The organism is Thioclava sp. JE_KL1 (genome assembly GCF_009296265.1).
Classification (GTDB): domain Bacteria; phylum Pseudomonadota; class Alphaproteobacteria; order Rhodobacterales; family Rhodobacteraceae; genus Thioclava.
In genome coordinates this window covers 1-11428 of the sequence record NZ_WBJS01000029.1, presented here as the reverse complement: position 1 = coordinate 11428, position 11428 = coordinate 1, and the positions used below count along the sequence as shown (strand labels likewise).

Sequence of the window (11428 nt, the reverse complement as noted above, 5' to 3'; positions counted from 1 at the left end):
TTCGATCGCCAGATCGCGGAACTTCAGGTCCGCATCGCCATCATGAACGGCTACACCGCGCTCGGCATACCCGTCACGGAAGCTGTGGGATAAGTCCGTCCGGGGAAAGGGGAACCTCGGCCATCAACCGATTTGTGCAACAGAGCCCGCCTGAACTGTAATCAATGCAAGGGCTGCCGAACTGACGGACAGGAGTACTGACAGGGCGCCGGGCGATCTCCCGCCGATAGCTGCGCGACACCCCCGGCGCACCGTCCCCATTGCCTCTGAAAGGAGAAAGACGATGACGAAAAGAAAGGCTGCCGTGTTCCTCTGGTTCGATACCGAGGCCGAAGCGGCGGCGGAGTTCTACGCCGCCACCTTCCCGGACAGCCATGTGGACACTGTGATCCGCGTGCCCGAAGGGGCACCGAGCGCGCCAGCCGGGACCGTTCAGGTGGTCGAGATGACCCTTCTCGGCCTGCCTTATGCGCTGCTCAATGCCGGCCCGCACGTACAGCCCAACGATGCCTATTCGTTGCAGATCTATACCGAGGACCAGGCCGAGACGGATCGGCTCTGGGAGGCTATCGTGGGTAACGGCGGAGAGCCCATCATGTGCGGCTGGTGCAAGGATCGCTGGGGCTACCGTTGGCAGATCACTCCGAGAGTTCTGATGGAAGCGCTGTCACACTCGGACCGGGCCGCTTCGGCCCGCGCACAGGCTGCAATGATGGAGATGCAGAAGATTGACATCGCGGGCATCGAGGCGGCGTTGCAGGGCGCGACCTGAGAAATGAGGTCACAAATGCCCCGAATCATCCGCAGCCCGGATTGCGGAAACTTTCCGAAGTATGGCTTCGTTGAAGATATCGCGATTGCTTTGGAAACCGGCATCTGCGACCCAGAAGCCTTCGATCCAGCGGCAACATAAGAAACCTCATCCACCCGCCAGATCGTGGGAAGAACCGCCGTTTTGGAGGCCCTGCCAACTGAACGAGCGCCGGCAAAGGTTATCGTCGAACACGCGATTTCCTACGGTAGGGTTGGCTCTGCGAGCGGAGAGGTGATCCGGGCGGATGGCGAGACGTCCCGCTTCAATCCCATGCCCTCTCTGGTGGCAGACTTTTGCTCCGCCCCGTGGCCGGTTTTTGCTCCGCCGTTGACACCGGCGCTTTGAAAGCATTGCCTCCTCGAGTTCGTTCGCTCTCGATACAATTTTCGGAGGCACTTGGGCGCGGTACCGGCTCAGGTGGCAAGATCCGGGCTTCCGAACTTTCCTCAGCAACGGCTTTAATCGAGACTTTTCGCGATCGCCGCTTTTCTTGCAACCAGACCAGAATAACAGGGCCACTAAGCGAAAACAGCATCTGGCCAACCACGGGCCAACCCTGAAGCAGCGTGGCCACCACAACCATGGACAAGAAGAAATACAGGACGAGAAGGAATGAAATTCGGAAAAACGTTAGTATTGAAGACATTATCGTAACCCTCTACGAACCACAGTATGTGTCGCAGGCAACTTTGCAACGACTAAGGTTATGGTCGATGCGGTTTTCCGAGTTTTATCAAGACGCAGGGCACCGAGGTCGTTCCCGTGCCTCGGGAGGGTAGCCTCGTGGGTATCCTCACCCGCTCCAAGGTCATCCACCTGCTCATCGACGGGGCTGTTGATTGTGCGGCGGCGTAAGCACGTTTGAAAAGTCAGCGCGCGGATCAAGCGAGAGGCAAGCGGGGGAAGACCGCGCCGACCTTGTGGTTCTTTCCCGCCCCTCTCCAAACTTGGGCTCGATTAGTTCAAATCCACCGCCGCCCAAAGCGAGCTGAGCGGCAGCGCGAAGTTGCCCTCCCCCATGGTCAGCTTTTCATGCCCGAGGTAGAATACGATCCCTACAGTGCTACGCCCTTTTCCCGGGCCATCGGTGGCGAACCACCTCAGGTGCTTGAAATCCTCGGCCGCAACCGTGGTCGCTGCCTTGACTTCGATCCCGACCAGCCGGTGCCCTCCATCGATCAGAATATCGACTTCCCTCCGGTCTGCGCTGCGCCAATGATAGAGACGATAATCTTCGTCCTGCACCGGCAAAGCGCGCTGCAACTCACCGACAACGAAGCTTTCCAAAAGGCCACCCAGAGCTTCGGGGCAGTTTCCGATGTCAAAAGATCTGTCGTTCAGTCGGCGAAGCGCACAGGCAATCCCGGTATCCACGAAGTGGAACTTCGGTTGCTTGATATCCCGTTTACTCTCTCCCGGCATCCACGCGCTCAGCTTAGTCACCAATGAGAGCCGCATGAGAATGTCGAGATATTGATCTACTGTCTCGCGCTTGAGCTTTGCCAGTTTTGCCAATTCGGACGTGTTGATCTCTTGCGCAGTCCGAGCCGCCATTTGATCGATCAAGAACCGAAGTGCATCAGGCTTCCGAACCGGCATGACGTCAGCCACGTCTCGATCGACCACCGCATCGATGTAGTCGCGATACTGTCGTTGCCGTGACCGGAAAGGCAGTGCGCGGATTTCGGGGTATCCGCCCTTGAGGAGGAGGTCGACATAATCTTTCCGCCCCAACTGCGCGGGATCCGAAATCTGAGGCAGCGCCGGGACGGACTGCATCGCCCAATCGATCAACCGGCTCGCCGGCGCGCGATTGACCTCGGCAGTCGTGAGCGGCCAGAGTTTGAGCGTCTGCATCCGGCCCGCCAGCGAGTCAGCGACCTCCGCCGTGGTGAATACGTTTGATGATCCCGTCAGGACAAACTGTCCTTTCCGGCGGTTACCATCGACGATTTTTTTGATGGCCAGCGCGAGCTTCGGCGACCTTTGGGCCTCATCGATGATAACCGGTGCGTCAGGTAGTTCTTCCGCAAGGCTTGTCAGCTGGCCCTCGGGGTCGGCCTCCATCGCCGCCAGGATCGCCCCATCGTCCAGCGTGATGAACCGTCCCCTCTTAAACAGGTCACGAACAAGGGTCGTCTTACCGACCTGCCGTGGCCCGACAAGGTTGACAACTCGTGCAGTTGCCAAAGCTTCCTGCAGTTCAGGCGTCAGGTGTCGCGGAAGGTATTCATCAACTTCATCCATCTCACGGGATGCCTATCACCGCCTCCACCAAATGTCCATTAGATCTGCCACAATATGCCCGTTAGAAGCCGCACTAAACGACCATCACACCCATTTCACTACGCGGGACCCAGCCCCGCATCCTCCAGCCCTTCGCGGTCGGGCAGGTCCTGCAGGCTCTCCAGATCGAAGGCCGCGAGGAACTGATCGGTGGTAACGAAGGTAAACGGCGCACCGCGTTGGGGCGCGCGGGGGCCGGTGGCGATCAGGCCGCGCGCATGCAGTCGGCCCGTGAGGTCGCGGCTGATTTCCTTGCCGAAGATATTTTTCAGCCCGTCGCGGGTGATCGGCTGGTGATAGGCGATGGCGGCAAGCACGGCGATGTCGAATTCGCTCAGATCGAAAAGCTGGTCTCCAACATCCGCCGCCGCCCGGATCGCGGGAGCATAGGCGGGCCGGGTGCGCAGCATCCAGCCGTCGGCGACGCGCGCGACCTCGAAAGCGCGGCCCTCCAGATCGGCTGAGAGATCGGCGATCAGCAGGTCGACCGACGCCCCCTGCCCCACCACCCGCGCCAGATCGTCGCGTAGAACTGGCGTTGCGGAGGCAAACAGAACCGCCTCGATCCGCCGCATCCATTCGCGCCAGCGCATCTCGGGCGGAAGGTCGGCAAGCTCGCGGTCCAGCGCAGTCCGGTCCTTCGCCATGCTCACACCCCATACAGGCGGAAGGTATCGCGCCCGGTCAGCTCGCGGATCGCGCCCAGCTGGACGAGCCGGTTGCAGAGCCTGCGCGCGGCGCGATCGGGCAGCGGCAGGGCGGCCGGCGCGATTGCGTCCCGGGCGAGGAACAGGGCTACCGCCTCCGCCGCCCCTTTCGCCCGCAGCCTCGGCGCCACCGCACGCAGCGGGGCGGTGCGGCGGGTAAGGTCGGTGAACAGCCGGGTCGTCTCGATTCCTGCAGCGTGCAGCGCGCGGTGGCAGGCGAAGTGCAGTTCCGCCCCGGTCAGGCGCAGGTCGGCGCGTTTCAGTCCCGTAGCGAGCAATGGCACAAGATGGCTCCAACCAAGCGTCTGCGCCAAGGCGGCATCGGCGAGGATCAGCGCCGCGAGGTGCGCGCGCGGGGCGTCTGAGAGCACAGCCTCCAGAACGCCTACTGCCCTCGCGACCGGAGCCCCCTGCCCTGCACTCAGCCAACGGTCGAGAGCCCCCGGAGCGTGATCCGGCAGCGCACGTTGCAGCGACGCGACCGAGATCGGGCGCTCCACCGCGCGTCGCCATGCCAGATAGACCTCGCCCGCCGGTCCGGGCAAATCGCCGTCGCGCAACAGATGCACAGCGTCGCGCAGCTCCGGCGCACGCTCCGGGCGGCCCGAGTGAGTCACGCGGACCTCCGCCGCACGTAACGCGAGGCGTTCGCGCAACAAGGCAGAGGGTACGTCGTCGCGCGTTAACACCAGATGCAGATGGCTCAACGCGGCACCCGACAAAAACGCCACATCTTCAGCGGTTTCACCATACCCCCGCGTGACCCAAGTCGGCAGGTGCGGTAAAGTCTCTTGAGCGTCAGAGATGTCGGGCATCGGGAATGTCATGCCCTGAGCCTATCCCGTCGCGGCGCTTTTCTCCAGAAAATTACAGCAAAACCGCCCCGCTTTGTAGGACCAAGTTATGTCCAATAAGTTTGCCTTATCGGACATTAAAAGATATGCAGGGAAGCAGTTCAATTTCACCGCTGGATTTGCTGAAAAATGCCCTCAGAGACTAAGAAATCGAGATTAACGCAGTCTGGTTTGTCTGATGATGCTCAGCCCGACGAGAGAGATCACGAACCCGATGCCATCGCCCTGCCCGCGCATGTTGCGGGGTCCGGCGCATTAGATCGGTTGGTGGACACGGCCCGCGATTATGCCCGCGCGGCGGCCTCTGACAACACGCTGAAAGCCTATGGCAAGGACTGGGCGCATTTCGCGCGCTGGTGCCGGATGAAGGGCATCGAGCCTTTGCCGCCTTCGCCGGAACTGATCGGTCTTTACCTTGCCGATCTGGCAGCGCCTGCGGGCAAGGTCCCTGCCCTGTCGGTCTCGACTATTGAGCGCCGCCTGTCCGGCCTTGGCTGGAATTATGCGCAGCGCGGCTTTGCGCTTGATCGCAAGAACCGCCATATCGCGACTGTTCTGGCGGGGATCAAACGCAAACATGCGCGCCCGCCGGTGCAGAAAGAAGCGATCCTGCGCGACGACATTCTCGCGATGGTGGCCACCCTGCCCTACGACCTGCGCGGGTTGCGTGATCGTGCAATTCTGCTGCTGGGCTATGCGGGCGGGTTGCGGCGCTCCGAGATTGTCAGTCTGGATCTGCATAAGGATGACACGCCCGACAGCGGTGGCTGGATCGAGATTATGGACGCGGGCGTCCTGCTCACGCTCAACGCCAAGACCGGCTGGCGTGAGGTCGAGATCGGGCGCGGCTCGTCCGATCAGACCTGCCCGGTGCATGCGCTGGAGCAGTGGTTGCAGTTCGCCAGGATCGACTTTGGCCCGCTGTTTGTTCGGACATCCCGCGATGGCAAAAAGGCGCTTGCGGCCCGCCTGAGCGATAAACACGTCGCGCGGTTGATCAAGCAAACTGTTCTGGACGCGGGCATCCGCGCGGAGCTGCCCGAGAAAGACCGCCTTGCGCTGTTTTCCGGCCATTCCCTGCGCGCTGGTCTTGCCAGTTCCGCCGAGGTCGACGAGCGCCATGTTCAAAAGCAGCTTGGCCATGCCAGCGCCGAAATGACCCGCCGCTATCAGCGCCGCCGCGACCGGTTCCGCGTGAACCTGACCAAAGAGGCGGGGTTGTGACGCGCTGTCCTCGTGAAAATAGAAAAATTGTCAGCTGACAATTTCGCCTCGTCAAGGCGATTGCCAGAGGGTTAGCTGTCGCGCTTCATTGCCGTTAACGCGGCGACATGGCGCGGCAGATCGCTGCGGGCATGCAGGATGTCAATGATGATGACTTCGTCAGCGGTGTCGAGGAAGACGAGAAAATGCTCACCCGCCCTTGCAAAGCGAAGATCCTCTGCGTCATCGACCAGGATGGCACAGCTCTGGCTATGGGCTTGCCCGGCCACAATCGCCTCACACCGCTCGATCAGTTCGGCCTCGTAGATCTCGGACTGGCGCTGGCCAAAGCGCGCGATGGTCCATTGCGCGATTGCGACCAGGCTTTGTTGTGCGCGGCGTGTCAGCCGCAAGCTTCGTGTCACGACGCGGTCCGGGCCTGTCTGAATGCATCACGGATCGCATCTGCGCCGCTGCCTTCGGCAAGATCACCGGTCTTGGCCTGTGCCAAGCCTTCAAGCAGCCCTTGACGGATTTCGGCAAGCTGAGCCTCTTCATGCTCCAGCAATCGCAGCCCTGCGCGCATCGCCTCACTCGCGTTTTGATAGCGCCCGGAACTGACCAGAGCTTGCACCAGCTGGTCTTGCGTTTCCGTGAGAACGACGTTTCGTGTAACCATTTCTCGGGCCTCCTGCTTTGGCAATATATGCCAATCCCGTGTTTTGATCAATGGCCATGTGCCAGGCTAATTCATTCGCACGATTGCTGCGTTACGCGATTGTCAGCTGACAATAATCCCTGATGACGCCAGCAATCGGGCCATATCCAGTTCACCAGATCGGGCGCGTTGGGTTAAGTGGCGCAAGAAGCCTCCTGGATTTTTCAATGTATCAAACCGTTCCAGAAGGCAGAGAACCGCAATTGGAGCAATGCAAGGGGCCATGATGCGACTGGCTTCTTCATAGACTTGTAGATCAATGCCCATCATTGGAACTAACTGTCGTGCCTGTTTCTCCAGCTCTGACCATTCACTGGCGCCTTGGGGGAACATCCGATGATACTCGGTAAAGCTGTCGGTAAGGCTTTCAAAGCTTGGGGTATCGCTTGGAGCAAAGCGTTGCGCAGAATTTTGCACGTCGCTTTGAACGGGGGTTCTATCAGAGTTTTTATTTATTTCCCTATGTTGGTGGCGCTCATTTTCAGTGTCGCTGGCGCTCAAAACGGCTGCTTCAAACTCGATCAGAAGGGCGCGTAAGGCTTCGGCGTTGTTCTTGCGCCGCAACATCAGACGGGTGCGCGCGAGGAGGGGAGACAGCTCATGCATGCCATCGGGGTCGATCCCTTCGCTTGCCAGCTGTTCACACAGGGTCTGGCGCGCCACAAGAACGGCACTGCGCAGGGCGGCGTGTTCTTCGGCGCGGCGTTCACAGGCGCGGGCGCGCGCCGAGATATCGCGCGCCATGATTGCCAGCGGCGCAAGATCAAACCCGTAGGCGCAGGCAATGCCTTGGCCAAGCCGCTTGGCATAGCGTTTGCGGTTGGGACTGTCGACGCGGGTGATGATATGGGCCTCGACCAATGCCGCAAGATGGCGGCGCAACGTGCTTTCGGGCATTCCGCCAAGTCGCTCGCTGAGTGTCGCGTTCGAGGCAAACACGATCGAGCAGCCGGGCAGGGGGGGCAGGTGGCGATCGGGCACAAAGGTGAGCATCGTGCGCAACACCGTAATCGTGCGATGCGACAGGCCGTAATCGTCTGCTGCCGTTGTCAGATCGGCGACGAGTGCCCATTTGTCATGGGACACAACATCCTCGTCGGGCGCAGCCGCAACCGGCCGCCCGAGGAATCGGGTGGATTGAACTGTCATGAAATGTCACGCAGGCCGCAAAAAATCATCCCCTGTCCAAGCTGACGGAGTTGACTGATTCGTGGAAGCGGGGTATCTCGTAGGTGCAAACGACGAGAAGGGCCTTCCACTAGCTTGGGGGGCTTTTCTTTTTTCTGGTCCTGTACTGTGCCTCCTTGTTGTTACTGCTCGGGTTATTGGGGGCTGTCGGACTGCTCGGATTGCCAGCGGGCAAACCATTCGTTGAGCAGCTCATCTGCGTTCTCTTCGATCCAGGTATCGAACCCTTTCAGGCCGACACTCAGGTTTACGGATTTGTCGGTTGCCTTCACCTGCGCCAGGGTCGTGCCCGAAGGGGCGGTGACAGTGGCCTTGCGGGGCGCGGATTTCGGGGCAGGGGGGGCGACACGATGTTTGTCCTGCGCGGCCAGAAGCACAGCTTCGAACCGGGCATCCGTGGTCATCTGCGCAAATTCGGGCCGCTTCATGTAGGTATGGGCGCGGCTGCGCGCGGCGGGGTCTTGGAACAGATCCACCAACATCATCCAGCGTTCGCGCCCGATTGACGGCGCGCGCCCGATCTGGCGCAGGAAATCCAGCTCAAAGGCGCAGCCGACCTTGAGCATCCGGCTCACCATGGGCAGATCAATCGCAAGCGCCGCCGCGATCGTCTGGCGATCATAGCCTGACGTTTGCAACTGCGCCGCAAAGCTGGCCTTCTCGATAAAGCTCAGATCGGAGCGGCTGTTATTTTCCTGCCCCTGCGCCATGACAAGCGCATGATCGTCAAGCTGGCGCACCATCGCCTTGACCGGCAGCCCCAGCGCGCGCAGGGCGGCAAGACGGCGGCGGCCATAGACGATCTCGTAGCGGCCCTTGGTTTCGGGATGCGGGCGCAGCAGAACCGGCACCTGTTGGCCATAGATCTGAAGGCTTTCTGTCAGACGCGCCTGTTCCGCAGCATCCAGACCCAGCCGGTCCTCAAGCCCCGCGTTGTCGATCAGCTCCGGATCAATGTCCTGCACCGCATTTTCCTGAAGCTTGGTCAGGCTGCTTTGCAATGCCCCGACTGCGCCCTGCGGCGTTGGCCGTTGACGGCCCGGTGCTGTGGAATTGGGCGTGATATTCGTGCTTAGTATGCCTTTGCGTGCCATGTTAGCGTCCCCATGCTGATTGGATCAGGGATTCAATTTCATCATTCACTCCATTGAGTGAATCCACCGCGCGATCATAGGTATTGCGGTTGAACTGGCTGCGTTCGACCTCGTAGATGGTTTGATGGGTCAGGCCGGCATCCGAAATTGCAGTCGATTTCAGCATCGCATTGGTCATGACTTCCTTGTTGAACAGGTTGCGCAAAAAGGCCACGACCTGTTGTTGCGGGCCGTCATTCGGCTCCAACCGGTTTATCAGGAATCTCAGAAAGTCGTAATCCATCTCGGCGCCCGCATTGCTGACCACGTCGAGCAAATCCGCGCTCATTTGCAGGAATTGCGACATCGAGGCGACATCAAGCATGTTCGGCACGACGGTGATAAACAGCCCCGTCGAGGCACATAGCGCCGCCATCGTGAGATAGCCAAGCTGGGGCGGGCAATCGAACAGGATCAGGTCGTAATCGGCTTCGACCTCGGACAAGGCCATCGCCATCCGGCTATAGAAAGGCGGCTGCACATTGTTCATCAGCGCGCGCGGCGTTTCGTGTTCGAACTCCTGCAAGATAAGCCCTGCGGGGGCCAGATCGATGCCTTCGAAAAAGGTTTTCTGGATCACCTGACGTAACGGCAGCGGGTCTTCGTAGCAGATCGCGTCGTAGATCGTGCCTGTCTCAAGGAAATCCACTTCGGGGCGATACCCGAACAGGGTGGTCAGCGAGGCTTGCGGGTCGATATCGACGCACAGAATCCGGTAGCCTTTCAGCGCGAGACGTTGGGCGGCGTGAATTGTGCTGGTGGTTTTGCCAGACCCGCCCTTGAAATTCAGGAAAGACAGGACTTGCACCTTGTCGCCGGGGCGGCGGCCGCGCAGATAGGTGCCCGGCACTTTGGCCGCGCTATCAAGGCGCTGGCGGATCGCGGCAAGATCGGTCGCACGATAATAGCGCCGCCCGCCCGCACTGGTGTGCACATCCTCGATCTTGTTCTCGAAATGCAGCTTGCGCAGGAAAGAGGCCGAAATCCCCAGCAAATCCGCAACTTCGCCTGCCGAAAACATGCGCAATTCCTTGCGCGCATCCGGTGCGAAGGCTGTCATCATGTGATTTTCAAGCGCCGCAGCGATATTCTCCGCGTTCTCACGGATACGCTCGTTGATGCGGATCGTCTTGTCGCTCATAGTTCACCTGTCACCGGTTACCTATTGCGGCTCCGGCCCTGTTAGAAACGCTGTTTTGCGCCATGCTCATTTTTAACGTTTCTATAGCCGTGTTTTGAGCCTTCGCGCAAACCTTTTCTCAGGGGCTGGCGGGGCAGGGGGGGCCACCAGATATTGTGGTTGTCCGTTATACGAGCGGTATATTTCAGATAAGGCGTTGAAAAATATAATTTTGTTATGACACGGCCCGCAATAGACCAGCGCGCGTCCCGCAAGCATCGTTTTGCATAAGCGTTCGGGAAAAACCCCCTCTCTTGCGCCTCATCAGCCAAGTAGGGCTGCTTTCGCGACTCGGCTCAAGGCCGATTCTTGATGTGGGGGGCAGCGCTATGCTGTTTCTATCCCTTTTTCAGCGGATGTACCCATTCGCCGGCGGATCATTATTGCTTAGCACTTCGGTGTAATTCTCAAGCCCCACAAAGGTCGAGCCAAAGCCGAAGGGGTCTTCGATATAAAAGGACGAGGTCACCGCCTGCACTGAGGGCCAGTAGAAAAAGATCACGACCACCGCCAGTTGGGGCAGCAAGAACACCCACGGCGTCAGAGGGCGGTCAAATTGCACGCGCTTGGCCGGTTGCGCATCGCCTCCGCGCCACCAGCGCGCAAGACGGGAAGCAAAAGGTAGCGGGCTCTCGGTAATCGGGAGCGGGGTGTGAGTCACGTCTGAAACCTGTCTTGCTTGGCGCAGCACGCGCCGGGAAAGAGGGCCGGCCCCGGATGCGATGATCCGGAGCCGGAAGACTGCGTCCACAGGACGGTGTCAGCTGGACGTTTTGGCAAACCGTGCGAGTAGCTGATTACCTTCGCTCTCGATCGTATCGAAGGCCGCTTTCGGGGTTTCCTCGCCCGAGAAGATCTTGTTGAACTCGCGCTCCATCACGCTGCGGATCTGCGGGTAAAAGCCAAGACGATAGCCCTTGGTCCACGCGCCGCCCGGCAACATCAGCTGCTTGATGCCAATCTCGGCCACCGGGTTTTTCTCATAATAACCTTGGCTTTTGGCAAGTTCATAAGCCGCCGTGGTGACCGGCACATAACCGGTGTTTTCATGCCAGTAGACCTGAATTTCCGGCGAGGTCAGGAACGAAAAGAACTGCGCGGTGCATTTGTTCTGATCGTCGGGCTTGCCCGCCATCGCGAACAGAGCAGCGCCGCCGATAAAGCTTTGCTTGCCCTCGCCAAGCGAGGCCCAATAGGGGCTCTGTTGCACAAATCGGTTGATGGCCGAGGTTCCCCTTTCCCCGGACGGACTTATCCCACAGCTTCCGTGACGGGTATGCCGAGCGCGGTGTAGCCGTTCATGATGGCGATGCGGACCTGAAGTTCCGCGATCTGGCGATCGAAG

At 59.9% G+C, this 11428-nt stretch carries 11 protein-coding genes and 2 pseudogenes; 3 read left to right on the top strand and 10 right to left on the bottom strand.

The window, feature by feature from the left end; all coding sequences use genetic code 11:
* Positions 1-283: 283 nt before the first annotated feature.
* Both F8R15_RS20425 and F8R15_RS21995 read left to right on the top strand, forming a co-directional pair.
* On the top strand, positions 284-772 hold the full coding sequence (locus tag F8R15_RS20425) for a VOC family protein (protein WP_152845812.1): 489 nt from the start codon (positions 284-286) through the stop codon (positions 770-772).
* 15 nt (positions 773-787) lie between these two features.
* Complete coding sequence (locus F8R15_RS21995; RefSeq protein ID WP_256365702.1) at positions 788-913, top strand: hypothetical protein; 126 nt, start codon at positions 788-790, stop codon at positions 911-913.
* Positions 914-1771: 858 nt separating this feature from the next.
* Here the strand turns inward: F8R15_RS21995 and F8R15_RS20420 are convergent.
* The 3 genes from F8R15_RS20420 to F8R15_RS20410 form a co-directional block, all read right to left on the bottom strand.
* A complete protein-coding gene (locus tag F8R15_RS20420) occupies positions 1772-3061 on the bottom strand; it encodes an ATP-binding protein (protein ID WP_152845811.1) in 1290 nt (429 codons plus the stop codon).
* A gap of 98 nt (positions 3062-3159) precedes the next feature.
* Positions 3160-3747 carry an SMC-Scp complex subunit ScpB gene (locus F8R15_RS20415; RefSeq protein WP_152845810.1) on the bottom strand — a complete coding sequence of 196 codons (588 nt, stop codon included), beginning with the start codon at positions 3745-3747 and terminating at the stop codon, positions 3160-3162.
* A gap of 2 nt (positions 3748-3749) precedes the next feature.
* Positions 3750-4634, bottom strand: coding sequence for a DUF1403 family protein (locus tag F8R15_RS20410; protein ID WP_152845809.1), 885 nt, complete (start codon positions 4632-4634; stop codon positions 3750-3752).
* Between the two features lie 156 nt (positions 4635-4790).
* On the opposite strand from F8R15_RS20410, the gene F8R15_RS20405 reads away from it, so the two are divergent.
* Positions 4791-5885 carry a tyrosine-type recombinase/integrase gene (locus tag F8R15_RS20405; RefSeq protein ID WP_083080383.1) on the top strand — a complete coding sequence of 365 codons (1095 nt, stop codon included), beginning with the start codon at positions 4791-4793 and terminating at the stop codon, positions 5883-5885.
* A gap of 71 nt (positions 5886-5956) precedes the next feature.
* Here the strand turns inward: F8R15_RS20405 and F8R15_RS20400 are convergent, their stop codons facing one another.
* The 7 genes and pseudogenes from F8R15_RS20400 to F8R15_RS20370 form a co-directional block, all read right to left on the bottom strand.
* Positions 5957-6277 (bottom strand): type II toxin-antitoxin system RelE/ParE family toxin, encoded by a 321-nt coding sequence (locus F8R15_RS20400; protein WP_152845808.1) that lies wholly within the window; start codon positions 6275-6277, stop codon positions 5957-5959.
* A gap of 8 nt (positions 6278-6285) precedes the next feature.
* A complete protein-coding gene (locus F8R15_RS20395) occupies positions 6286-6543 on the bottom strand; it encodes a type II toxin-antitoxin system ParD family antitoxin (protein WP_038133673.1) in 258 nt (85 codons plus the stop codon).
* Positions 6544-6645: 102 nt separating this feature from the next.
* Entirely contained in the window at positions 6646-7731 is a 1086-nt protein-coding gene (gene repC / locus F8R15_RS20390; RefSeq protein WP_083080388.1) for a plasmid replication protein RepC, read from the bottom strand.
* 173 nt (positions 7732-7904) lie between these two features.
* Positions 7905-8864, bottom strand: coding sequence for a plasmid partitioning protein RepB (repB, locus tag F8R15_RS20385; protein ID WP_083080389.1), 960 nt, complete (start codon positions 8862-8864; stop codon positions 7905-7907).
* Position 8865: 1 nt separating this feature from the next.
* On the bottom strand, positions 8866-10044 hold the full coding sequence (gene repA / locus F8R15_RS20380) for a plasmid partitioning protein RepA (RefSeq protein WP_083080392.1): 1179 nt from the start codon (positions 10042-10044) through the stop codon (positions 8866-8868).
* Positions 10045-10465: 421 nt separating this feature from the next.
* Positions 10466-10744: pseudogene (locus tag F8R15_RS20375) on the bottom strand (sugar ABC transporter permease); the annotation flags it as partial.
* A 99-nt stretch (positions 10745-10843) separates the two neighbouring features.
* Positions 10844-11281: pseudogene (locus F8R15_RS20370) on the bottom strand (extracellular solute-binding protein); the annotation flags it as partial.
* Between the last annotated feature and the right edge of the window lie 147 nt (positions 11282-11428).

Coding starts and splice junctions, on each gene's coding strand:
- F8R15_RS20425 (WP_152845812.1), top strand. CDS start 284: ATGACGAAAAGAAAGGCTGCCGTGTTCCTCTGGTTCGATACCGAGGCC.
- F8R15_RS21995 (WP_256365702.1), top strand. CDS start 788: ATGCCCCGAATCATCCGCAGCCCGGATTGCGGAAACTTTCCGAAGTAT.
- F8R15_RS20420 (WP_152845811.1), bottom strand. CDS start 3,061: ATGGATGAAGTTGATGAATACCTTCCGCGACACCTGACGCCTGAACTG.
- F8R15_RS20415 (WP_152845810.1), bottom strand. CDS start 3,747: ATGGCGAAGGACCGGACTGCGCTGGACCGCGAGCTTGCCGACCTTCCG.
- F8R15_RS20410 (WP_152845809.1), bottom strand. CDS start 4,634: ATGACATTCCCGATGCCCGACATCTCTGACGCTCAAGAGACTTTACCG.
- F8R15_RS20405 (WP_083080383.1), top strand. CDS start 4,791: ATGCCCTCAGAGACTAAGAAATCGAGATTAACGCAGTCTGGTTTGTCT.
- F8R15_RS20395 (WP_038133673.1), bottom strand. CDS start 6,543: ATGGTTACACGAAACGTCGTTCTCACGGAAACGCAAGACCAGCTGGTG.
- repC (WP_083080388.1), bottom strand. CDS start 7,731: ATGACAGTTCAATCCACCCGATTCCTCGGGCGGCCGGTTGCGGCTGCG.
- repB (WP_083080389.1), bottom strand. CDS start 8,864: ATGGCACGCAAAGGCATACTAAGCACGAATATCACGCCCAATTCCACA.
- repA (WP_083080392.1), bottom strand. CDS start 10,044: ATGAGCGACAAGACGATCCGCATCAACGAGCGTATCCGTGAGAACGCG.